The sequence below is a fragment of the Rathayibacter sp. AY2B5 genome (assembly GCF_002931645.1).
Taxonomy (GTDB): Bacteria; Actinomycetota; Actinomycetes; order Actinomycetales; family Microbacteriaceae; genus Rathayibacter.
In genome coordinates this window covers 1-22,354 of sequence record NZ_PSUE01000036.1, presented here as the reverse complement: position 1 = coordinate 22,354, position 22,354 = coordinate 1, and the positions used below count along the sequence as shown (strand labels likewise).

Here is a 22,354-nt window from a genome sequence, read left to right as displayed (position 1 = left end):
GGCCGGGAGGCGGGGGCCTCCCGGGCCGCCGTCGTCCGCCCGAGCGGCGGCCGCCCGCGCCCGAGGCGGGGCCGGGGGCGCGGGGATGGCAGGATGGACGGCGCGCGATCGCGCGGTCCGCCATGGTGTAACGGCAGCACGGCAGCCTTTGGAGCTGTCCGGTCCAGGTTCGAATCCTGGTGGCGGAGCGGCACCAGGACGGTGCGCTCACGGAGGAGAACGCGAAGAACATGGCAGACAGCACGCTCGCCGTCGTGATCCTGGCGGCAGGCCAGGGCACCCGCATGAAGTCCCGCACCCCGAAGGTCCTGCACCGCCTCGCCGGGAGGCCGCTGCTCGGGCACGTGCTCGACACGGCCGCCTCGCTCGACGCGGCGCACGTCGTCACCGTGGTGCGCCACGAGCGCGACCGGGTCGCCGAGGCCGTCCTCGAGCACACCCCCTCCGCGCTGGTGGTGGACCAGGACGAGACGCCCGGCACCGGCCGCGCGGTCGAGCAGGGCCTCGCGGCGCTCCCGGAGTCCTTCGCCGGCACGGTCGTCGTGCTGAGCGCCGACGTCCCGCTGCTGGACGCGCCGACCCTCCGCCGCCTGGTCGACGAGCACCTCGCCGCGGCGAACGCGCTCACCATGCTCTCCTGCGTGCTCGAGGACCCGACCGGCTTCGGCCGGATCGTCCGCGGCGCCGACGGCGCCTTCGCGTCCATCGTGGAGCAGAAGGACGCGAGCCCCGGCGAGCTCGACCTCACCGAGATCAACGCCGGCGTCTACGCCTTCGACGCCGCCGCGCTCCGCTCGGTCATCGGCGCGATCGGCACCGAGAACGCCCAGCGGGAGAAGTACCTCACCGACGCCGCCGCCGCGCTCAAGGCCGCCGGCCGCGCGATCGAGGCCGTCCCCGTGCAGGACCGCTGGCTCGTGGCCGGGATCAACGACCGCGCCCAGCTCGCCGACGCGGCGCTCGAGCTCAACGCGCGCATCGTGCGCCGCTGGCAGCTCGAGGGCGTCACGATCCAGGACCCGGCGACCACCTGGATCGACGTGGACGCGGTCCTCGCCCCGGACGTCGAGATCCTCCCGGGCACGCAGATCAAGGGCCCGACCGTCATCGCCACCGGTGCGGTCATCGGCCCGGACACCACGCTCGACTCCTGCGAGGTCGGCGAGGACGCGGTCGTGAAGCGCTCCGACGCCACGCTCGCCGTGATCGGCGCGAAGGCCCAGGTCGGCCCGTTCTCGTTCCTCCGCCCCGGCACCGTGCTCGGCGCCCGCGGCAAGATCGGCACCTACGTCGAGACCAAGAACGCCGTCATCGGCGAGGGATCGAAGGTCCCGCACCTCTCCTACGTCGGCGACGCGGTCATCGGCGAGGAGTCGAACATCGGCGCCGGCTCGATCTTCGCCAACTACGACGGGGTGAGCAAGGCGTCCTCCGTGGTGGGCTCGCACGTGCGTGCGGGGTCGCACAACGTCTTCGTCGCCCCCGTTAGAATCGGTGACGGAGCGTACACGGGCGCCGGCACGGTCATCCGCAAGGACATCCCCGCCGGAGCCCTCGGGATCACCGTCGCTCCGCAGCGCAACATGGCCGGGTGGGTGCAGACCCACCGTCCGGGCACCGCAGCGGCCGACGCCGCCGAGGCGGCCCTGGCGTCGGATCCCACCGGATCCGACCAGGCGCCCACCGGAGGAAGCGGAGCACAGTGACCGGCATCACCGCCAGCAACAAGAAGAGCCTGGTCCTCGTCTCGGGGAGGGCGCATCCGGCACTGGCGGAGGCGGTCGCCGCCGAGCTCGGGACCGAGCTCGTCACGACCGAGGGGCGCACCTTCGCCAACGGCGAGCTCTACGTCCGCTACGGCGAGTCGGTCCGCGGAGGCGACGTGTTCGTCCTCCAGTCGCACACGTCCCCGATCAACGAGTGGCTGATGGAGCAGCTGATCATGGTCGACGCGCTCAAGCGCGCCTCCGCCAAGCGGATCACCGTGGTCGCCCCCTTCTACCCCTACGCGCGCCAGGACAAGAAGGGCCGCGGCCGCGAGCCGATCTCGGCCCGCCTCGTCGCGGACCTCTTCAAGGCGGCGGGAGCCGACCGGATCATGTCGGTCGACCTGCACGCGGCGCAGATCCAGGGCTTCTTCGACGGCCCCGTCGACCACCTCTTCGCGATGCCGGTGCTGCTCGAGCACTTCCGCGAGAAGCTCGACCCCTCGACCCTCACCATCGTCTCGCCCGACATGGGCCGCGTCCGCGTCGCCGACATCTGGAGCGACAAGCTCGGTGTCCCGCTGGCGATCATCCACAAGCGCCGCGACCCGAAGGTCGCCAACCAGGTCTCCGTCCACGAGATCGTCGGCGAGGTGAAGGGCCGCGTCTGCCTCCTCGTCGACGACCTCATCGACACCGGGCGCACCATCGCGAAGGCGGCCGAGGCGCTGAAGAAGGCGGGCGCGATCGGCGTGGTCGTCGCGGCGACCCACGCCGTCTTCTCGGACCCGGCGGTCGAGCTCCTGAGCTCCGAGTTCATCGACTCGGTCGTCGTCACCGACACCCTGCCGCTGCCGCCGGAGAAGACCTGGGACCGCCTGACGATCCTGCCCATCGCTCCGCTGCTGGCCCGCGCCATCCACGAGGTCTTCGACGACGGCTCCGTGACGTCGATGTTCGACGGCGACGCGTAGGACCCCGCGCCCCGGGTGCGCCCTGCACGGCGCACCCGGGTCCCGCCCCGGCTCCACCGCCTAGGGTGAGGCCGTGCCCCAGCGTTCGGATGCGACCCTCGCCCTGGCGGCGGTCTTCCTGGTCTGGTCGCCGGCCGCCGCCGCGGCGGGCTGGTGGCTGCTCCTCGGGCTCGCCGTCGCGGCGGCCGCCGCGGCCCTGGGCGCCGTCGCCGACGCCGGGCGCACCGTCCACGACGGCCCCTCCTCCGAGTGGCTCGGGATCGTCGGGCGGGCGTTCGCCTCGGCCGCGCTGGCCCTGACCGCGGCCCAGTCCGTCCTCGGTGCAGCGGCCCGGCCCCTGGCCGTCCTGCTGCTCGTGGCCGTCGCGCTCTTCGGCCTGCGCGGCGGGCGCCTCCCCGCTCGCCCGGTCCTGCTCCTCGTCGGTGCGGTCGTCGTCCTGCTGGCCGCCGCCGCCGTGATCGTGCTGGCGTCCCCTCCGGACCCCGCGCCGCTCGACCCGCTGCGCGACGGAGGGCCGCTGGGAGCCGGCACCGCCGCGGCCCTGCTCCTGATCCTCCTGCCGACCTCCCGCTCCGGCGCGGTGACGGCTCTCCGCCCCGCCCTGCTGCGCATCGGGATCGCCACGGCGGCCGCCGCCGCGCTCGCCACCGGTCTGCTCCTGGCGGCCGGTCCCGAGGTCCTCGCGTCCTCGGAGACCCCCCTGAGCGCTGTCACCCGGGGCACGCCCGCGTCCGGGCTCGTCGGGGCCGCCGCTGTGATCGCGGTCCTGCTCGCGCTCCTCGACCTCGGGAGGAGGGATGCGCGCGCCCTCGTGCGTCTCGCCGACGCAGGGGAGATGCCGGCGGTGCTCGCCGCCAGGAACCGCAGGACCGGCGTGCCCGCGGCGGCCCAGCTGGTCCTCTGCCTGGTCGCCGTGCTCGCGGTCGTGATCCTCGACGCCGACGCGCTGCTCGCCTTCGCCGTGGCCGCCCTGCTGGTGGCGACCATCGTGCGGCGCCTCGACCACGGAGCTGCCGGGGCGAGCGGCCCGGCCCTCGCGTCGGCCGCGGTCTCGCTGCTGCTCCTGCTCGCCCTCCCGGCGGCCACGGCGGCCGCCGCAGCGGTGCTCCTGGCGGCGCTCCTGATCGCGCGGGCGTTCCGGACCTGAGGGGTCAGCCGGCCCGGGCGTCGAGCGCCCGCTCGGGGAGCCGGACGCCACCGCCCGGCTCCGCTGACGACAGGGGAGCTCCCTCCGCGACGAGGAAGGCGCCCCCGACCGAGGATCCGTGGATCCTGCAGGCGGGGGCGCCTTCCCGTGCGACGCGGGTCAGTGCGTGGAGGGGTCCTGCTCGACCTCGGTGCGGTCACCCGACCACAGCGTGTGGAAGGTGCCCTCCTTGTCGACGCGCTTGTAGGTGTGCGCTCCGAAGAAGTCGCGCTGACCCTGAACGAGAGCGGCCGGGAGGCGCTTGGAGGCGAGCGAGTCGTAGTACGACAGCGCGGCGCCGAAACCGGGGATCGGCACGCCCGAGAGCGCAGCGGTCGAGACGATGCGGCGCCAGGCGGCCTCGCCGTTGGCGACGGCCTCGGCGAAGTACGGGTCCTCGAGGAGGGTCGTGATGCCGGCGTTCTCGTCGTAGGCGTCGACGATGCGGTTGAGGAACTGGGCGCGGATGATGCAGCCCGCGCGCCAGATCTTGGCGACCGCGCCCTTGTCGATCTCCCAGCCGTACTTCTCGGCCCCGGCGATGATCGCGTCGAAGCCCTGCGAGTAGGCGACGACCTTGGAGGCGTAGAGCGCGGCGCGCACGTCGTCCTCGAAGCCCTCGTACTTCTCGACCGGGGTCGGGCGCGAGGTGACGCGGGCCTGCACGGCCTCGCGCTGCTCGGGGTGGGAGGACACGGCACGGGCGAAGACGGCCTCGGCGATGCCGCCGACGGGGACGCCGAGGTCGAGCGCGTTCTGCACGGTCCAGACGCCGGTGCCCTTCGAGCCGGCCTGGTCGAGGACGACGTCGATGAAGGGGTTGCCGGTGTCGGCGTCGACCTGGCGGAGCACCTCGGCGGTGATCTCGATGAGGTACGACTCGAGGTCGCCCTTGTTCCAGGCGTCGAAGACCTCGGCGATGGCGGCGGGCTCGTGTCCGCCGACGGTGCGGAGCAGGTCGTACGCCTCGGCGATGAGCTGCATGTCGGCGTACTCGATGCCGTTGTGGATCATCTTGACGAAGTGGCCGGCGCCGTCGGTGCCGATGTGGGTGACGCAGGGCTCGCCCTCGGCGACCGCGGCGATCGACGAGAGGATCGGGCCGAGGGTCCTGTAGGACTCGACCGAGCCGCCGGGCATGATCGACGGGCCCTTGAGCGCGCCCTCCTCGCCGCCGGAGATGCCGGTGCCGACGAAGTGGATGCCGGTCTCGCGGACAGCCTTCTCGCGGCGGATGGTGTCGGTGAAGAGCGCGTTGCCGCCGTCGACGATGATGTCGCCGGGCTCGAAGACCTTCGTCAGCTGCTCGATCACGGCGTCGGTGCCGCGGCCGGCCTGGACCATGATGATCGCGGTGCGCGGGGTGGCGAGCGAGGCGGCGAAGTCCTCGATGGTCTCGGAGGCGACGAAGCCCGCCTCCGGGTGCTCCGTGATGAGGGTCTCGGTGCGGCCGTAGGAGCGGTTGAACACCGCGACCGTGTTGCCCTCGCGGCTGGCGAGGTTGCGGGCGAGGTTCGAGCCCATCACCGCCAGACCGACGACTCCGATGTTGGCTGTGGCGGTGGGCTTGTCAGACACGGTTCTCCTCGACGTTCGCGTTCAGGGGCGAGCCCAGGCTAGCCCCGGGTCGCTCCGGGGAGCCCGGGTCCGAGCCGTCTCCCGGCTGCACATCGGTCGTGCGGCGCGCGCACGGTCTTGCGCGCGCCGCGACGACCGCGACCGGAGCCGGTCAGGCGCCGTGGCCGAGGGGGACGCGCTCCGACGGGATCGGCGGCGGCGGGGGAGTGCCGTCGCCGAACGGGCGGCCGCCGAGCTCCTCGCGGCGCGAGGGGACGAGCCAGCCGGAGAGGTCCGGGCCCTTGGGGACGACGCCGGTCGGATTGATGTCCCGCTGCACCTCGTAGTAGTGCGACTTGATGTGGGTGAAGTCGATCGTGTCGCCGAACCCCGGAGTGGCGAACAGATCCCGGGCGTAGCCCCAGAGCGCGGGCATCGCCGACAGCAGGTTCCGGTTGGCCTTGAAGTGGCTGTAGTAGACGGCGTCGAAGCGGGCGAGCGTCGTGAAGAGCCGCACGTCCGCCTCGGTGATGGTGTCGCCGACCAGGTAGCGGCGGGTGCTCAGCCGCTCCTCCAGCCAGTCCAGCCGCGCCCAGAGGCGGTCGTAGGCCCGGTCGTAGGAGCGCTGCGACCCGGCGAAGCCGCACTTGTAGACGCCGTTGTTCACGTCGTGGAAGACCAGCTCGGCGATCTCGTCGATCTCCTCGCGGTGCTCCTCGGGGTAGAGGTCGGGGGCGCCGTCGCGGTGGAACGCGGTCCACTCGGTGGAGAAGTCGAGCGTCATCACCGGGTAGTCGTTCGTGACGACCTGGCCGCTCGGGATGTCCACGAGGGCCGGGACGGTGATCCCGCGCGGGTAGTCGGGGAAGCGGGCGAAGAACGCGTCCTGGAGGCGGGGGATGCCCAGCACCGGGTCGACCCCGCCCGGATCGAGGTCGAAGGTCCAGCTGCGCTTGTCGTGCGTGGGCCCGCAGATGCCCATCGAGAGGGCGTCCTCGAGACCGAGCAGGCGCCGCACGATCACGGCGCGGTTCGCCCACGGGCAGGCGCGGGAGACCACGAGGCGGTAGCGCCCGGCCTCCACCGGGTACCCGTCGCGGCCGTCGGCGGTGATCCGCGTCGGGATGTAGTTCGTGTCGCGGTGGAAGCCGTTCTTCTCGACGTAGGAGCCGAAGTCGTCGCTCGTCATATCCGCACGGTAGGCGGTCCGCCTGGACGTCCGGCTCCGAGTCCGGCGGCGCGACCGCTCTGCTGGCGGGCGGCCGCGATGCCGGGTAGGATCGGCAGCTGAACTTCGGCGAGGGATGCACGTGCATCCGTGATCGACGCGGTGGAAGCAGGCGAGGCCCCCACGGGGCGCCACGGACTTCTCCTCACGCTGACATGCGTTCGAGTCGACAAACCGTCCGTGGCCGCAGGCCACGACCCGATCCGGTGGCGTGCGCGCCGCCCAAGGAGAACATCATGGCTGAACTGACCAACAAGGTCGTCGTCGAGGTCCGCACCTCGTTCGGCAAGGGCGCCGCCCGCAAGATCCGCGCGCAGGACAAGATCCCCGCGGTCCTCTACGGCCACGGCACCGAGCCCCAGCACCTCACCCTCCCGGGCCACCAGGTGCTCCTGCTCACCCGCAAGGCGAACGCGATCCTCGAGCTCGACATCGAGGGCGCCGCGCAGACCACGCTGGTGAAGGACATCCAGCGCGACCCGGTGCGCCAGATCATCGAGCACATCGACCTCGTCGTCATCAACAAGGGCGAGAAGGTCGAGGTGGACATCCCCGTGCACGTCGAGGGCGACGCCGCTCCCGGCACCCTCGTCTCGATCGAGTCGAACACCCTCTCGCTCGAGGTCGACGCCACGCGCATCCCGCAGAACATCGTCGTCTCCGTCGAGGGCCTCGAGGCCGGCACGCAGATCACCGCTGCCGACGTCACGCTCCCCGAGGGCGCCACGCTGGTCACCGACGCCGAGGTGCTCATCGTCAACGTCACCGCCGAGGTCGAGCAGGACCTGGGCGAGGACGACGAGACCCCGGCCTCGGGCGACGTCGTCGCCGAGACCGCGGAGTAGTCCGCACCACCCCGGGAACGGGCCCGCTCGCAGCCGCGGCGGGCCCGTTCCGCGTCCGGCGGGGGAGCCCCTCCGCCGTCCCCGAGGAAGAGGAACGACATGGGTGACACCTGGCTGGTCGTCGGACTGGGCAACCCGGGCGCGCAGTACGCGCGCAACCGGCACAACGTCGGCCAGATGGTGCTCGACGAGCTCGCGACACGGATCGGCGGCTCGTTCCGCCGGCACAACCGCGCCAACGCCGTGGTCGCCGAGGGCTTCCTCCGCCCGGGCGGACCGAAGCTCGTGCTGGGCAAGCCCAACAGCTTCATGAACCTCTCCGGCGGGCCGACGGCGCAGCTGCTCGACTTCTACTCGGTCGACCCGGCGCACCTGATCGTCGTGCACGACGAGCTCGACATCCCCTTCGACACCCTGCGCCTCAAGCAGGGCGGCGGTCACGGAGGGCACAACGGCATCCGCGACATCCTCGCGGCGACCGGAGGAGCCGAGTTCCTGCGCGTGCGGGTCGGCATCGGCCGCCCGCCGGGCCGCCAGCAGGCCGCCGACTTCGTGCTGAAGGACTTCGCCGGCCCGGAGCGCGAGGCGCTCCCGATCCTGGTCTCGGACGCCGCCGACGCCGTCGAGCTCATCGCCGACTCCGGCCTCTCCGCCGCCCAGCTGAAGTTCCACACCAGCGCCTGACCCGCCCTCCGCCGAGGGGACCCCGGACGGCGAGGGAGACCGCAGCCCCGGGCTCCCTCGACGGTTCGGGGTTCCCTCGGCGGTCGGCCCGCGGGGCGGCCGTAAACTGGACCCGTGCCCCTCAACGAGATCATCTCGGCGCTGTCGCGCGCCTCCACGTTCGACGATGCTCTCGCGTACGCGGTGCGGGACGCCGACTTCTCGGTGGCTGACGGCCTCCGGGTCCCCCTGCTCGCGGGCCTGATCGAGAGGCGCGCGGAGGCGGGACGCCCGCAGGCGGCGCTGGTGGTCACGGCCACGGGCCGCGACTCCGAGAACGTGCGCGCCTCTCTCGGCTGCATGCTGCCGGATGCGGACGTCGTCGAGTTCCCCGCGTGGGAGACGCTGCCGCACGAGCGCCTCAGCCCGAGCGCCGAGATCGTGGGGCGGCGCCTGGACGCGCTGCGGCGGATGAAGCAGTGGTCCGGCGAGCGGCCCCTCGTGGTGGTCGCCTCCGTGCGCGCGGCGCTGCAGCCGGTCGCCGACAACCTCGCCGACATCGAGCCGATCCGACTCGTGAAGGGCGCCCGCGGCTACGACCTCGGCCGCATCTCCTCCGAGCTGGTCGACCTGGCCTACGCCCGGGTCGACATGGTCACGCGCCGCGGCGAGTTCGCCGTGCGCGGCGGCATCCTCGACGTCTTCCCCGCGGTGGCCGAGCATCCGAGCCGAGTGGACTTCTTCGGCGACGAGGTCGACTCCATCCGCGGCTTCTCCGTGGCCGATCAGCGATCGCTCCCGGGCGAGGCCGACTCGGTGGTCCTCCCGCCGAGCCGCGAGCTGCTGCTGGTGCCCGCGGTGAGGCAGCGGGCCCGCGAGATGCTGCACGAGTTCCCGAGCCTGTCGGCGATGCTCGCGAAGATCGCCGAGGGCATCCCGGTCGAGGGGATGGAGTCGCTCGCCCCCGCGCTGCTGGAGCGGCTGGTCCCGATCTCGCACTACCTCCCCGAGGGGGCGGCCGTCGCGGTCCTCGCCCCCGAGCGCGTGGCGACGCGGGCGATCAGCCTCGCCGAGACGAACCGCGAGTTCCTGCAGGCGGCCTGGAGCGCGGCGACCGCCGGCGCCGAGGCCCCCATCGACCTCGCCTCGGGCGAGTTCATCTCGCTCGGCGCGCTCCGCGACTCCGTGAAGCTCAGCGCCCCGGGCGCCGACGCTCCCGACCACCCGTGGTGGACGATGAGCACGTTCCGCCAGGGCCCCGCCGCGGGCGAGGCCGAGGTGCTGCCGGAGGAGCTCGGGATCGACGAGATCCTCGCCGTCCGGGTCGAGGGCGAGCCGGTCCCCGGCTTCGGAGCGAGCGTCGAGGGCGCCCTCGCCCACGTCCGCGCGCGCCTGGCCGACGGCTGGACCGTGGTCCTGACCGCGCCCGGCACCGGCACGGTCGAGCGCACCGACCAGGTCCTCGCCGAGCACGAGGTCGCCGCCCGCATCGTCGCCGACCTCCCCGCCGGGCTCGAGACGGGCCTGGCCTACGTGGTCCAGGCCTCCGTCGACCACGGCTTCGAGGTGGAGGAGGCGAAGCTCGCCCTGCTCACCGACACGGAGTTCTACGGCCGCACCGTCGGCTACGACTCCCGCGCGGTGAAGAAGCTCGCGTCGCGCCGCAAGAACGTCGTCGACCCGCTGCAGCTCACCCCCGGCGACTTCGTCGTGCACGCCACCCACGGCATCGGCCGGTTCGTGGAGCTCTCGCAGCGCGAGGTCTCCAGCGGGGGCCGCAACGCGATCAAGACGCGCCGCGAGTACCTGGTGCTCGAGTACGCCCCCAGCAAGCGCGGCTTCCCCGGCGACAAGCTGCTCGTCCCCACGGACCAGCTCGACCTGCTCTCCCGCTACGTCGGCGGCGAGGCTCCGGCGCTGAGCAAGATGGGCGGGAGCGACTGGGCGCAGGCCAAGAGCAAGGCCCGCCGCGCGGTCCGCGACATCGCGGTCGAGCTCGTGAAGCTGTACTCCGCCCGGATGGCCTCCCGCGGGCACGCGTTCCCGCCGGACACCCCCTGGCAGCGCGAGCTGGAGGAGGCGTTCCCGTTCGCCGAGACCCCCGACCAGCTCACCGTCATCGACGAGGTCAAGGCCGACATGGAGCGGCCGATCCCGATGGACCGCCTGCTCTCGGGCGACGTCGGCTTCGGCAAGACCGAGGTCGCCGTGCGCGCCGCGTTCAAGGCGATCCAGGACGGGAAGCAGGTCGCGATGCTCGTGCCGACCACGCTGCTCGTCCGCCAGCACCTCGAGACGTTCCAGGAGCGCTTCGCCGGCTTCCCCGTTCACCTGCGGGCGCTCAGCCGGTTCCAGAGCGCGAAGGAGTCGAAGGAGACGATCGAGGGCCTGGCCGACGGCACCGTCGACATGGTCATCGCGACCCACCGGCTCCTCAGCGACAACATCGTCTTCAAGGACCTCGGCCTGCTCGTGATCGACGAGGAGCAGCGCTTCGGCGTCGAGCACAAGGACAAGCTCAAGGCGCTGAAGAAGAACGTCGACATCCTCTCGATGAGCGCCACGCCCATCCCGCGGACGCTCGAGATGGCGGTGACCGGCATCCGCGAGATGTCGACCCTCGCGACCCCGCCGGAGGAGCGCCACCCGATCCTCACCTTCGTCGGCCCTTACTCCGAGAAGCAGGTGTCGGCCGCGATCCGCCGGGAGCTCCTGCGCGAGGGCCAGGTGTTCTTCGTGCACAACCGCGTCTCGACGATCAACCGCGTCGCCTCGCAGCTCGCCGAGCTGGTTCCCGAGGCGCGGATCGCGGTCGCGCACGGCAAGCTCAGCGAGTCGCAGCTCGAGCGGATCATCGTCGACTTCTGGGAGCGCAAGTTCGACGTCCTGGTGTCGACGACGATCGTCGAGACCGGCCTCGACATCCCGAACGCCAACACGCTGATCGTCGACCGCGCCGACAAGTACGGTCTCTCGCAGCTGCACCAGCTGCGCGGGCGGGTCGGCCGCGGCCGCGAGCGCGCCTACGCGTACCTCCTCTACGACGAGACGAAGCCGCTGAGCGAGACCGCGCACGACCGGCTGCAGACGCTGGCCGCCAACTCGGATCTCGGCGGCGGCATGCAGATCGCGCTGAAGGACCTCGAGATCCGCGGTGCGGGCAACCTCCTCGGCGGCGAGCAGTCCGGGCACATCCAGGGCGTGGGCTTCGACCTCTACCTGCGGATGATCGGCGAGGCCGTCGACACCTTCCGCGGCGAGGTCGCCGAGGGGCAGACCGAGCTGCGGCTCGAGCTGCCCGTCGACGCGCGCATCCCGGAGGAGTACGTCGACAGCGAGCGGCTGCGCCTGGAGGCGTACCAGAAGCTGTCGGCCGCGTCGTCGCCGACGGCGAAGGAGGGGAGCATCGACCTCGTGGTCGAGGAGCTGACCGACCGCTACGGTGAGCTGCCCGAGGCGGTCGAGAACCTCATCCTGGTGTCGCGGCTGCGCATGCGCGCGCAGAAGGCGGGCCTCAGCGACGTGGTCGCGATGGGCTCGAACGTCCGCGTGGCTCCCGCTCATCTGCCCGACTCGATCCAGGTGCGCCTGCGCCGGATGTACCCGACCGCGAAGTACCTGCAGCAGGCCGACGCGGTCGTCGTGCCGATGCCCGTGCTCGACGGCGTCCCGCTCGGCGACCGGGCGCTCATCCAGTGGGTGGCGTCGCTCCTGGACGCGCTGTTCCCGGAGCCGGTCACCGTCTGAGGTCCTCGGGGCGGCGCTCCCCGGTGGCGCGCCGTCCCGCTCCGGCGGCCGTCGCCGCTGCGGGAGGGCCCGCTGGCAGGATGGAGGGCATGCCGCTCCTCGCCGCCCGACGCCCCCACACGCCGGACCCGCTCGCCGGCCCGCTGGTCGCCGTCCGCGGGGTCGCGGTGCGCGCCTCGGGGGTCGAGCTGCTCGCCCCGTGCTCGCTCGAGGTGGAGGCGGGGGAGCGCGTCGCGGTGACGGGCCGCAACGGCACCGGCAAGACCACGCTCCTGCGGGTGATCGCCGGCCTCACCGCTCCGAGCGAGGGAGTCGTGGCGGTGGCCGGGCGCGCCCCGGAGGAGCGCTCCGCCGCCCACCGCCGCGCCGTCGCCGCCCTGATCGGCACTCCGCCCTTCGAGCGGGACCTGACCCTCGAGGAGCACCTCGCGATGGTCGCCGTCTCGTGGGGCGAGCCGGTCGCCGACGCCCGCCGCGAGGCCGCAGCTGGTCTCGACGCGCTCGCGCTCGCTCCGCTCGCCCGCCGCTTCCCGCACGAGCTCTCCTCCGGGCAGACGCAGCTGTTCTCCCTCGCGCTCGTGCTGGCCCGTCCCTCCGCGGTGCTGCTGCTCGACGAGCCGGAGCAGCGGCTCGACGTCGAGCGGGTGCCGCTGGTCGCGGAGGTCCTGCGGCGCGCAGCCGCGTCCCGGGCGCTCGTCGTCGCGACCCACAGCCCTGTGCTGATCGAGGGTCTGGGCGCGCGGGTCGTCGAGCTGGAGCGGGCGTGACGCGCGCGGAGGGGGCCCGCGTCGCCGAGGTGCGGGCTCTGCACCGGCACCGCGCCGCGGCTCCGCCGAGTCCGCGCGCCTACGTGGGCTACCTCGCCGCGATGACCGTCCTCGTCGTCGTCCTCCCTCTCGCCCGGGCCCTCGCGCTCCTCGCCGCCGAGGCGGGAGCCGCGCCGGAGCCGCTGATCGCCCTCGCCGCGGGCCTCGCCCTGCCCGCCGCCGTGCTCCTGGGCCGGGTGCGCGGACCCGCGGTGGGCGAGCCGCACACCACGGCCGTGCTGCTCGCGACCGATCTGCGCCGCTGGTCGGTGCTCCGCCTGCCCGTGGTCCGGGCGTCGGCCGGTCTCGCGGCGTGCTGCTCCGCCGTCGCGTCGCTCCTCGCCCTCGCCGCCTCCGCGCCGATCCTCGCGGCCGTCGCCGGCGGCGCCGCGTTCGCCGGCCTCCTCGCCGTCGCCTGGCTCGCCGGTCAGTGCCTGCCCTCGCGCCTCCCCGCGCTCGCGGCGGGCCTCCTCGCCTCCCTCGCGGTCCTCGGGGCCCTCGTGCCCGGTGCGCCCACGCCGGGCGGCCTCCTCGCCTCGGCCGTGAGCGGAGCGGAGGAGGTGCGCGCCGCGACCGTGCTGCTCGCGTCGGCCGCGGTCGTCCTGGCCGCGGCGCCCCGGCTGCTCGACGCCGCGCGCGGACCTCGGCTCCTCGCCCAGGCCCGGCAGTGGTCGGCGACCGCCCGGCTCGGAGCGACGGGCGATCTCGCCGAGTCGCTCGACGGGTACCGCGCCCTCCCGGCGATCGGGCGGGGGCTCCGAGCGGTCCGCCTCTCCCCGCTCGCCCTCGCGGTGCCGGTGCGCGACGCGATCGGCGCGCTGCGCACTCCCGGACGCTCGGCGGTCGCGGTCGTCGCGCTGGCCGCCGCCGGCGCCGCCGCCGTGCTCGCCGCGGTCGTGCCGTCCTCCCTCCTCGCACTCCCGGCCGCCGCGGCGGGCGTGCTCGCCTACCTCGGCGCCGGCGTCTGGAGCGACGGCTTCCGTCACGCCGCCGCGACCGCGGGACAGCCGGCGCTCCTCGCCCCCGGCCCGTTCGAGCTGCTCCTCCTGCACGCCGTCCTCCCGCTGGTGCTCGCGGTCGGAGTCGCGATGCTCGGCGCCCTCGCCGCCTCGCTGCTGCTCCCGGGCGCGGCGGTGCCGGTGGCCGCCGCGACCGCCGTCGCCGCCGTCGCCGCGCGGGCGATGGACGCGACCCGGGGTCCGCTGCCGCCGCAGCTGCTCAGCCCGGTGCCGCTCCCGATCGGGGACGGCGCGGGAGTCGCGGTGGTCCTCTGGAACCTGGCGGGTGCACTGGTCAGCGCCTCGACCGCGGTGTCCGTCGCGGCGTCGCCCGGGCTCCTCGCCGCGGTGCCGCTCGTCGCCGGCGGCTGCCTCCTCGTCGCGCGGCGGCGTCTCGCGCGGGCCTGAGGCTCCCGGGCGCCCGCGCCGCCCGGATGTCCGCGGAGGCGGCCGGACCGGATGCGAGGATGGCGGGGTGACCGCGCATCCCCGGCTCGACGAGCTCATCCGCACCGTCCACGTCCTCCGCGCCCCGGGCGGCTGCCCGTGGGACGCCGAGCAGACCCACGAGTCGCTCGTGCGCTACCTGATCGAGGAGTCGCACGAGCTCGTCGACGCCATCGAGGCGGGGGACCGGGCCGACCTGATCGAGGAGCTCGGCGACGTCCTCTACCAGGTGCTCTTCCACGCCGACCTGGCGGCCGAGAGCGCCGAGCCCTTCACCATCGAGGACGTCGCGGCGCACATGAACGCCAAGATGATCGGCCGCCACCCGCACGTGTTCGGCGACGCCACGGCCGAGACGGCCGACGACGTCATCGCGGTGTGGGACGAGCTCAAGCGCACCGAGAAGCCGCACCGCACGAGCGTGCTCGACGGGATCCCGCAGGGCATGCCGGCTCTCGCGCTCGCCGACAAGGTGATCGGCAAGGCGACCTCGCTGGGCGTCGTGGACGCCGGCCAGGGCCCCCTGCCCATCGAGTCGGAGGAGGACCTCGGCCCGCTGCTGCTGGCCATCGTCGCCTCCGCCCGCGCCCAGGGGCTCGACGCCGAGCGTGCGCTCCGCACCGCGACGCGCGACCTGCAGGATGAGATCCGCGCGGTGGAGCAGGAGCGGCGCGCGGACTGAGGCGCCCGCCGGCCCGCCCCGGCCGATCTGGGAGAATCGCCGTCATGGCCTCCCCGATCACCCCGCCCCGCGGCATGCGCGACTTCCTCCCCGCCGACAAGGCGAAGCGCGAGCACGCGCTCGGCGTCATCCGCCGCGTGTACGCCTCCCACGGGTTCGACGAGATCGAGACGCCCGTGGTCGAGGACTTCGACCGCCTCCACTCCGGGCTCGGCGGCGACAACGAGAAGCTCGCCTTCAGCGTCCTGCGCCGCGGGCTCACCCGCGACGACCTCGCGGCGGTCGACGACGCGTCCGCCCTCGCCGACCTCGGCCTGCGCTTCGACCTCACGGTGCCGCTCGCCCGCTTCTACGCCTCGCACCGCGCCGAGCTGCCGGCCGTCTTCCGCTCGGTGCAGATCGCGCCGGTGTGGCGCGCCGAGCGCCCGCAGAAGGGGCGGTACCGCCAGTTCGTGCAGTGCGACATCGACATCATCGGCGAGCCCGGGCAGCTGGCCGAGGTCGAGCTCATCACGGCGACCGCGGCGGCGCTCGACGCGCTGGGCCTCGAGGACTGCACCATCCGGATCAACGACCGCCGCATCCTCACCGGAATCCTCGAGCACTGCGGCTTCGCCCCCGAGCGCTTCGGCCCGGCGCTGATCTCGATCGACAAGCTCGACAAGATCGGCGCCACCGGGGTCGTCGCCGAGCTCGAGGCCGACGGGCCGGACGCGGCCGCGGTCCTCGGGGGCTACCTCGCGCGGATCGAGGAGGCGGTCGCCGCCGGGGGAGTGGCGCTCGAGCAGTCCGCGATCCTCGACGTGCTGCCCGAGGGCATCGACCCGGAGGCGGTGCTCGCGCTCGAGACCCTGGCCCGGTCGCTGCGCTCGCTGCCCGCCGGCGTCTCGCTCCGCTTCGACCCGACGCTCGTGCGGGGCATGGGCTACTACACCGGCACGATCTTCGAGATCGCGCACCCGTCCTCGGGCTCCTCGGTCGGCGGAGGCGGGCGGTACGACGGGATGATCGGCCGCTTCCTCGGTCAGGACGTGCCGGCCTGCGGCTTCTCGATCGGCTTCGAGCGGATCGTCGAGCTGATCGGCGGTGCCGTCGTCGAGCGTCCCGACGCCGTCGTCCTCGTCCACGAGCGCGACGCGGCGCCCGAGCTGCTGCTCGCGCTCAAGCAGGAGCTGATCGCCCGGGGCTCGCGCGTGCGCCTCGAGCGCCGGGCGAAGAACCTCACCCCGCTGCTGGACCGCGCGGCCGCCGCGGGCTTCACGCGCTTCGCGCTCGTTCCGCGGGACGCCGCCTCCGCCGCCGACCTCTCCTTCAAGGACCTCGGCTGATCCGCGCCGGCGGCGCCGGGTGAGCGACGCCGGCTGCCTGCGCTGAGCCGCGCCCGTGGGAGGGGCCGGGGCCGTCCTGTGAGGCCTGAACAGGGTCTCAGATGATCCGTCAGCGGATCATGTCGATCTGGTCGGATCCTTGTCGGATCCGTGAGAGCCTTAATACCCGCGAAATCTGCGGACACACCCGAGAAATCTCCCCCGGATAGCGTCGAGGCACCCGATCGGCGCGGCTTGGCGCGCCTGCACGGGCACCCCGTTGCGACCCCGCGCACCGCACCGCAGCAGCCCTGACGATCCCCACCCGAGGAGTCCCCTTGACCCTGTCGCCCCTCCGTTCCCTCCCGGCCTTCGACCGCCGCAGCCTCCTCCGCCTGGCGGGTGTCGCCGGCCTCGCGATCGGCGGCGCCTCCGTCCTCGCCTCCTGCGCCTCCGACTCCTCCGGCGCGTCCGCCGCGGACGGCGGCGACCTCGGCACCCTCAAGGTCCAGCTCTCCTGGATCAAGAACGAGGAGTTCGCGGGCGAGTTCTTCGCCGACTCGAAGGGCTACTTCACCGAGGCCGGCCTCGCGGGAGTGACGCTCACCCCCGGCCCCTCGACGGGCGTGGCCGAGCTCCTCTCGGGCAGCGCGGACGTCGCGCTCAGCGACGCCGTCTCGATCGGCACCGCGATCGCCCAGCAGGAGGCCCCGCTCAAGATCATCGGCGCGACCTACCAGAAGAACCCCTTCACGGTCCTCTCGATCAAGACCGCCGGGAACATCGCCACTCCGGCCGACCTCGCCGGGAAGAAGATCGGCGTCCAGGCCTCGAACACCTCCCTGTTCCAGGCGCTGCTCGCCGCGAACGGCCTGTCCGAGTCCGACCTCACAGTCGTCCCCGTCGAGTACGACCCCTCCGTCCTCGTCAACGGCACCGTCGACGGCTTCATCGCCTACCTGACGAACGAGGCCATCACGGTCGCGGCCGAGGGCTACGAGGTCGTCAACCTGCCCTTCGCCGACAACGGCCTCCCCTTCGTCGCCGAGACCTTCTCGGTGTCGGAGCAGGCGATCGCCGAGAAGCGCGACGCTCTGAAGGCGTTCCTCGTCGCCGAGATCAAGGGCTGGACCGACGCGGTCAACGACCCGGAGGCGGGCGCGATGCTCGCCGTCGAGAACTACGGCAAGGACCTCGGCCTCAACGAGGAGTCCTCCAAGAAGGGCGCCACCATCCAGGCCGAGGAACTGGTCGTCTCGGACGAGACGGTCTCGAACGGCCTCTTCACCATCTCCGAGACGCTGCAGTCCGAGACCATCGCGTCCCTCGCGGGCGCCGGGATCGACGTCACGGCCGAGGACCTCTTCGATCTGACCCTCCTCGACGAGGTCTACGAGGAGAACCCCGAGCTGATGAAGTACGCGGCCTGATCCTGATCCACGAAGGGCACCACTCGTGACCGACACGACCGACGCCGGCACCCTGCGCGACCAGGGTGCCGGCGGCACCGGCATCCAGATCCACGGCCTGTCGAAGACGTTCCGGATGGGCTCGCGCAGCGTCGCGGCGCTGCAGGACACCGATCTCCACACCGACCAGGGCAGCTTCCTCGCCCTGCTCGGCCCGTCGGGGTGCGGCAAGTCGACCATCCTGCGCATCCTCGCGGGACTGGAGGAGCCGACGTCCGGCTCCATCCGGGTCGACGGCCGCACTCCCCAGGAGTTGCGCCGCGACAACAAGCTCGGCATCGCATTCCAGGACCACGCGCTCCTGCCGTGGCGCAGCGTCATGGCGAACATCCGCCTGCCGTTCGAGATCGCGGGCAAGAGCGTCGACCAGTCCTACATCGACGAGCTGATCGACCTCGTCGGCCTCCGCGGCTTCGAGAAGGCCAAGCCGGCCCAGCTCTCGGGCGGCATGCGCCAGCGCGTGTCGATCGCGCGGTGCCTGATCCTCAAGCCCGAGGTCCTGCTGCTCGACGAGCCGTTCGGCGCCCTCGACGACATGACGCGGCAGAAGCTCAACCTCGAGCTGCTGCGGATCTGGACCGAGAAGCCCGCCACGACGCTCCTCGTCACGCACGGCATCTCGGAGGCGATCTTCCTCTCGGACCGCGTCGCGGTGATGAGCCCGCGCCCGGGACGGGTGAAGGAGATCATCGACATCGACCTCCCCCGCCCGCGCACCCCCGAGATGCAGCGCACCCCCGAGTTCCACGCCTACGTCGACCAGGCCTCCGAGCTGCTGTTCGGCGACGGCGGCGCGGCCGCGGACGACCGCGTCTAGGAGGCATCGTGGCCACCACGCTCCCCGCGGCCCCGCGCCGCACCCTGTCCCTGCCTCCGTGGCTCACCGGGCTGATCGGCGTCGCCGCGATCGTCGCCGTCTGGTGGATCGTGGCGCTCGTCACCGCGCCCACCGGCGCCGCGACCTACGCGCCCGTCCCCACTCCCGTGCAGGTCGTGCAGACCGCGATGGAGGACGGCGCGGGCTTCTACTGGCGCAACTTCTCCGTCACGATCGGCGAGGCGGCCGTCGGCTACTTCTGGGGCAACCTCCTCGCGCTCGTGCTCTCGGCGCTCGTGCTGGTCCTGCCCTGGCTGGAGGGGGTCGTCTCGCAGCTCGCGGTCATCACCTACTGCGTGCCGATCGTCGCCATCGGAGCGATCGTGCTGCTGATCCTCGGCGGTGCGGACGCTCCCGGGAAGGCGAGCGCGACGGCGATCTTCCTGGCCGGCCTCTCGGTGTTCTTCACCACGGTCGTCGGCAGCCTGCTCGGGCTGAAGGCGGCCGACAAGGCGGCGCTCGACGTCGTCACGGTCTACGGGGGCTCGCGGTTCACCCAGCTGCGCAAGGTCCGTCTGATCGCGGCGCTGCCCAACATCCTGTCGGCGCTGCAGATCGCGGTGCCCGCGGCCTTCCTCGGCGCGATCCTCGGCGAGTACTTCGGCAAGATCGAGACGGGCGTGGGCCCGATCCTGGTCGCGGCGCAGGTCTCGCTGAACTCGCCCCGCGTCTGGGCGCTCTTCCTCCTCTGCGCGGGCGTCGCGCTCCTCGGCTACGGCATCGTCGGACTGATCGGGCGCCTCATCGCGCCCTGGTCCTCCGGAAAGCGGGCATGACCATGACGACCACCGTCCCCGACCGCACGGAGCAGTCCACGGCCACGTCGATCCTCGCGGTCGACGAGCTGCGGCGTCAGCTGCGCACGGCCGCCCTCGGCGCGACTCTCAAGAGCCTGCGCAAGAGCCTGCTCGTCGCCCTGTCGACGATCGTGATCGTGCTGGCGATCTGGATCGGCGTGGTCCTCTTCAGCGGGGTCTCGCCCTACGTGGTCAAGGGCCCGTGGGACGTCTGGCAGCATCTGGTGACCGATGCGAAGGCCGCGGAGCACCGCGCCGAGCTGGGCGGCCTCTTCGCCGTGACCATGGGCGACGCGCTGATCGGCTTCGCGGCCGGCCTGGTCGTGGCGATCCTCGGCGCGATCCTGTTCCGCCTGTCGAAGGGCATCGAGCACGCGCTGATGCCGTTCGCGATGCTGCTGCGCTCGGTGCCGCTGATCGCGATGGCGCCGCTGATCATCCTCGTCTTCGGGACCGGCTCGATCGCCTCGGTCGCGGTGATCGGCGGGATCGTCGTCCTGTTCCCCGCGCTGGTGACGATCGCCTTCGGCCTCAACAACGCCTCCCCGCAGATGCTCGACGTGGTCGCGGTCTACGGCGGCAGCACTCTCACCGCGATCCGCAAGGTGGCCATCCCCGGCTCGCTGCCCTCGCTCTTCGCCGCGATCCGCATCTCGGTGCCAGGGGCGATCACGGGCGCGCTGCTCGCGGAGTGGCTCTCCACCGGTGCGGGCATCGGCGGGGCGATCAACGCCTGGTCCGCCCAGGCCCGGTTCGCGGACGTCTGGTCGGCGGTCGTGCTCGTGACCGGCGTCTCGCTCGTGCTCTACATGCTCGTGCAGGTGCTCGAGACCTTCGTCCTCTCCCGGATGTCCCTCTCCCTCACCTGACCCCGTCCCTTCCCCCTTCCGCGGGACGCCACTCGAGTGCGGCTCGCCCGGTGGGTCGCATATGCCGGTGGCGTCTCGCGGGAAGGGGAGGGCAGGGGGAGCGGAGCGACGGGGCCGGGTCAGACGGTGACGATCGCGTCGACGCGGTGGCCGGCCAGCACCTCGCGGCCCCCGAGCCCGTCGAGCTCCATGACCACCGCGATCCCCTCGAGGCTCCACCCTGCGCGCTCGATCAGGCGCCGGCTCGCGTCGAGCGTGCCCCCGGTCGCCAGCACGTCGTCGACCAGCAGCAGCCGCGAGCCGCGGGGCGCCGCGTCCTCGTGCACCTCCAGCATCGTCTCGCCGTACTCGAGGGTCGCCTGCTCGCGCAGCACGGCCCGCGGGAGCTTGCCGGGCTTGCGGATGGTGACGACGCCGAGACCCGCCGAGTAGGCGGCCGCCGCGGCGAGCAGGAAGCCGCGCGCCTCCACGCCCGCGATCGCGTCGATCCGGCCGCGGTAGGGCTCGATCAGCGCGTCGGCCACCGCCCGCAGGGCCTCGCCGTCGCCGAAGACCGGCGTGAGGTCGCGGAACAGGATGCCCGGGCTCGGGAAGTCCGGGACGACGGCGGTGAGACGGTCGACGTGGTCGGCGGCGGTCGTGGTCACGGGGAACCTCCGGGTCGGCGGGTGCGCCCGGGCCGTCCGGCGATCGGGCCCTGGGAGTCTACGACCGGCCGCGGTCTCCTGCGCTTCGGAGGCGGTCAGTAGACTCCTTCCCGACCGCTCCCGTCTCCGGGAGCCCACCCGTCAAGAGGAGATAGTTGTGGCCCTTATCGAGGCAGTCGTCGCCCGAGAAATTCTGGACTCCCGTGGCAACCCCACGGTCGAGGTCGAGGTCCTGCTCGAGGACGGCGCGTCCTCGCGAGCGGCCGTCCCGTCCGGCGCCTCCACCGGCGCGTTCGAGGCGTACGAGCTCCGCGACGGCGACTCCGACCGCTACCTCGGCAAGGGCGTGCAGAAGGCCGTCGACGCCGTCATCGACGAGATCGGCCCGGCCATCGAGGGCTTCGACGCCACCGACCAGCGCCTCGTCGACGCCGAGCTGATCGAGCTCGACGGCACCGAGAACAAGTCCCGCCTGGGCGCGAACGCGATCCTCGGCGTCAGCCTCGCCGTGGCCAAGGCCGCCGCGCAGTCGTCGGACCTCGACCTGTTCCGCTACGTCGGCGGCCCGAACGCGCACACCCTGCCCGTGCCGCTGATGAACATCATCAACGGAGGCGCGCACGCCGACACCGGCGTCGACATCCAGGAGTTCATGGCCGTCCCGCTGGGCGCCGAGTCCTTCTCCGAGGGCCTGCGCTGGGGCGTCGAGATCTACCACGCGCTCAAGGCGCAGCTGAAGAAGGCCGGCTTCGCCACCGGCCTCGGCGACGAGGGCGGCTTCGCCCCCGACCTGCCCACCAACCGCGAGGCGCTCGACTTCATCCTCAAGGCCGTCGAGGCCGCCGGCTTCACCCCCGGCAAGGACATCGGGCTCGCGCTCGACGTCGCCTCCTCGGAGTTCTACGAGGACGGCGCCTACACGTTCGAGGGCAAGAAGCTCTCGGCCGAGGAGCTCTCCTCCTACTACGCCGACCTCGTCGCCAACTACCCGCTGGTCTCGATCGAGGACCCGCTGGACGAGGACGACTGGGCCGGCTGGACCCACCTCACCGCGGCCATCGGCGACAAGGTGCAGCTCGTCGGAGACGACCTGTACGTCACCAACCCGGTGCGCCTCGCCCGCGGCATCGCCGAGAAGGCCGGCAACTCGATCCTGGTCAAGGTGAACCAGATCGGCACGCTCACCGAGACGCTCGACGCCGTGGCCCTGGCCCAGCGCAACGGCATGACCGCGATCCTCTCGCACCGCTCCGGCGAGACCGAGGACACCACCATCGCCGACCTCGCGGTCGCGGTGGACGGCGGCCAGATCAAGACCGGCGCCCCGGCCCGCTCGGACCGCGTCGCGAAGTACAACCAGCTGCTGCGCATCGAGGAGATCCTGGGAGGTGCGGCGACCTACGCGGGTCGCTCCGCCTTCCCGCGCTTCTCCGCGTAGTCTCGGCACGCCGGAGCGGCCCCGGAGCCCAGCACCTCGGTGCGGGCGCCGGGGCCGCTCCACTTCCCCCGCCGCGATCGAGGAGGCACCCGCCCATGGCCCGTCCGCCCC

The 22,354-nt window shown here is 72.9% G+C and carries 18 protein-coding genes and 1 tRNA gene; 16 read left to right on the top strand and 3 right to left on the bottom strand.

Features of this window, described 5'->3' with window-relative positions; translation table 11 throughout:
- Positions 1-116: 116 nt before the first annotated feature.
- The 4 genes from C5C30_RS16115 (at position 117) to C5C30_RS16100 (ending at position 3,827) form a co-directional block, all read left to right on the top strand.
- Positions 117-188 (top strand) — tRNA-Gln (locus C5C30_RS16115).
- Positions 189-230: 42 nt separating this feature from the next.
- On the top strand, positions 231-1,706 hold the full coding sequence (gene glmU / locus C5C30_RS16110; protein WP_104274334.1) for a bifunctional UDP-N-acetylglucosamine diphosphorylase/glucosamine-1-phosphate N-acetyltransferase GlmU: 1,476 nt from the start codon (positions 231-233) through the stop codon (positions 1,704-1,706).
- Positions 1,703-2,680, top strand: coding sequence for a ribose-phosphate diphosphokinase (locus C5C30_RS16105; protein ID WP_104222342.1), 978 nt, complete (start codon positions 1,703-1,705; stop codon positions 2,678-2,680). Before glmU ends, C5C30_RS16105 begins: the two co-directional genes overlap by 4 nt.
- A 73-nt stretch (positions 2,681-2,753) precedes the next feature.
- Positions 2,754-3,827 carry a hypothetical protein gene (locus C5C30_RS16100; protein ID WP_104334089.1) on the top strand — a complete coding sequence of 358 codons (1,074 nt, stop codon included), beginning with the start codon at positions 2,754-2,756 and terminating at the stop codon, positions 3,825-3,827.
- A gap of 159 nt (positions 3,828-3,986) precedes the next feature.
- Here C5C30_RS16100 and gndA read toward each other — a convergent pair whose 3' ends face one another.
- Positions 3,987-5,444: an NADP-dependent phosphogluconate dehydrogenase gene (gene gndA, locus C5C30_RS16095; protein ID WP_104233684.1), complete on the bottom strand. Its 1,458-nt coding sequence runs from the start codon at positions 5,442-5,444 to the stop codon at positions 3,987-3,989.
- 151 nt (positions 5,445-5,595) lie between these two features.
- Positions 5,596-6,612, bottom strand: coding sequence for a glutathione S-transferase family protein (locus C5C30_RS16090; RefSeq protein WP_104226929.1), 1,017 nt, complete (start codon positions 6,610-6,612; stop codon positions 5,596-5,598).
- 275 nt (positions 6,613-6,887) lie between these two features.
- Between C5C30_RS16090 and C5C30_RS16085 the strand changes: the two genes are divergently transcribed.
- The 11 genes from C5C30_RS16085 to C5C30_RS16035 all read left to right on the top strand — a co-directional run bounded on the left by C5C30_RS16085 (position 6,888) and on the right by C5C30_RS16035 (position 20,158).
- Complete coding sequence (locus tag C5C30_RS16085; protein ID WP_104238997.1) at positions 6,888-7,496, top strand: 50S ribosomal protein L25/general stress protein Ctc; 609 nt, start codon at positions 6,888-6,890, stop codon at positions 7,494-7,496.
- A 99-nt stretch (positions 7,497-7,595) separates the two neighbouring features.
- Positions 7,596-8,180: an aminoacyl-tRNA hydrolase gene (gene pth, locus C5C30_RS16080; RefSeq protein ID WP_104233681.1), complete on the top strand. Its 585-nt coding sequence runs from the start codon at positions 7,596-7,598 to the stop codon at positions 8,178-8,180.
- Positions 8,181-8,294: 114 nt separating this feature from the next.
- Positions 8,295-11,906: a transcription-repair coupling factor gene (mfd, locus tag C5C30_RS16075; protein WP_104262852.1), complete on the top strand. Its 3,612-nt coding sequence runs from the start codon at positions 8,295-8,297 to the stop codon at positions 11,904-11,906.
- Positions 11,907-11,995: 89 nt separating this feature from the next.
- Positions 11,996-12,673 (top strand): ATP-binding cassette domain-containing protein, encoded by a 678-nt coding sequence (locus C5C30_RS16070; protein WP_104334088.1) that lies wholly within the window; start codon positions 11,996-11,998, stop codon positions 12,671-12,673.
- Complete coding sequence (locus C5C30_RS16065) at positions 12,670-14,118, top strand: hypothetical protein (RefSeq protein ID WP_104334087.1); 1,449 nt, start codon at positions 12,670-12,672, stop codon at positions 14,116-14,118. Before C5C30_RS16070 ends, C5C30_RS16065 begins: the two co-directional genes overlap by 4 nt.
- A gap of 67 nt (positions 14,119-14,185) precedes the next feature.
- A complete protein-coding gene (locus C5C30_RS16060; RefSeq protein ID WP_104222356.1) occupies positions 14,186-14,839 on the top strand; it encodes a MazG family protein in 654 nt (217 codons plus the stop codon).
- A 44-nt stretch (positions 14,840-14,883) separates the two neighbouring features.
- Positions 14,884-16,167 carry a histidine--tRNA ligase gene (hisS, locus tag C5C30_RS16055; protein ID WP_104222357.1) on the top strand — a complete coding sequence of 428 codons (1,284 nt, stop codon included), beginning with the start codon at positions 14,884-14,886 and terminating at the stop codon, positions 16,165-16,167.
- A 317-nt stretch (positions 16,168-16,484) separates the two neighbouring features.
- The gene (locus tag C5C30_RS16050) at positions 16,485-17,576 is read left to right on the top strand and encodes an ABC transporter substrate-binding protein (protein ID WP_258059873.1); all 1,092 of its coding nucleotides are present in this window, start codon (positions 16,485-16,487) and stop codon (positions 17,574-17,576) included.
- Between the two features lie 115 nt (positions 17,577-17,691).
- The gene (locus C5C30_RS16045) at positions 17,692-18,432 is read left to right on the top strand and encodes an ABC transporter ATP-binding protein (RefSeq protein WP_104222373.1); all 741 of its coding nucleotides are present in this window, start codon (positions 17,692-17,694) and stop codon (positions 18,430-18,432) included.
- An 8-nt stretch (positions 18,433-18,440) separates the two neighbouring features.
- Positions 18,441-19,268: an ABC transporter permease gene (locus C5C30_RS16040; protein WP_258059477.1), complete on the top strand. Its 828-nt coding sequence runs from the start codon at positions 18,441-18,443 to the stop codon at positions 19,266-19,268.
- Positions 19,265-20,158: an ABC transporter permease gene (locus C5C30_RS16035; protein WP_104222359.1), complete on the top strand. Its 894-nt coding sequence runs from the start codon at positions 19,265-19,267 to the stop codon at positions 20,156-20,158. The genes C5C30_RS16040 and C5C30_RS16035 overlap by 4 nt, the downstream gene beginning before the upstream one ends.
- Before the next feature lie 119 nt (positions 20,159-20,277).
- Here the strand turns inward: C5C30_RS16035 and C5C30_RS16030 are convergent, their stop codons facing one another.
- Positions 20,278-20,805: an adenine phosphoribosyltransferase gene (locus C5C30_RS16030; RefSeq protein WP_104222360.1), complete on the bottom strand. Its 528-nt coding sequence runs from the start codon at positions 20,803-20,805 to the stop codon at positions 20,278-20,280.
- Positions 20,806-20,962: 157 nt separating this feature from the next.
- On the opposite strand from C5C30_RS16030, the gene eno reads away from it, so the two are divergent.
- Positions 20,963-22,243 (top strand): phosphopyruvate hydratase, encoded by a 1,281-nt coding sequence (gene eno, locus C5C30_RS16025; protein WP_104222361.1) that lies wholly within the window; start codon positions 20,963-20,965, stop codon positions 22,241-22,243.
- The last annotated feature ends 111 nt before the right edge of the window (positions 22,244-22,354 follow it).

What these genes read in the sequence shown, in the direction of transcription:
- glmU (WP_104274334.1), top strand. Translation starts at nt 231, where the DNA reads ATGGCAGACAGCACGCTCGCCGTCGTGATCCTGGCGGCAGGCCAGGGC.
- C5C30_RS16090 (WP_104226929.1), bottom strand. Translation starts at nt 6,612, where the DNA reads ATGACGAGCGACGACTTCGGCTCCTACGTCGAGAAGAACGGCTTCCAC.
- C5C30_RS16085 (WP_104238997.1), top strand. Translation starts at nt 6,888, where the DNA reads ATGGCTGAACTGACCAACAAGGTCGTCGTCGAGGTCCGCACCTCGTTC.
- pth (WP_104233681.1), top strand. Translation starts at nt 7,596, where the DNA reads ATGGGTGACACCTGGCTGGTCGTCGGACTGGGCAACCCGGGCGCGCAG.
- C5C30_RS16070 (WP_104334088.1), top strand. Translation starts at nt 11,996, where the DNA reads ATGCCGCTCCTCGCCGCCCGACGCCCCCACACGCCGGACCCGCTCGCC.
- hisS (WP_104222357.1), top strand. Translation starts at nt 14,884, where the DNA reads ATGGCCTCCCCGATCACCCCGCCCCGCGGCATGCGCGACTTCCTCCCC.
- C5C30_RS16045 (WP_104222373.1), top strand. Translation starts at nt 17,692, where the DNA reads ATGGGCTCGCGCAGCGTCGCGGCGCTGCAGGACACCGATCTCCACACC.
- C5C30_RS16035 (WP_104222359.1), top strand. Translation starts at nt 19,265, where the DNA reads ATGACCATGACGACCACCGTCCCCGACCGCACGGAGCAGTCCACGGCC.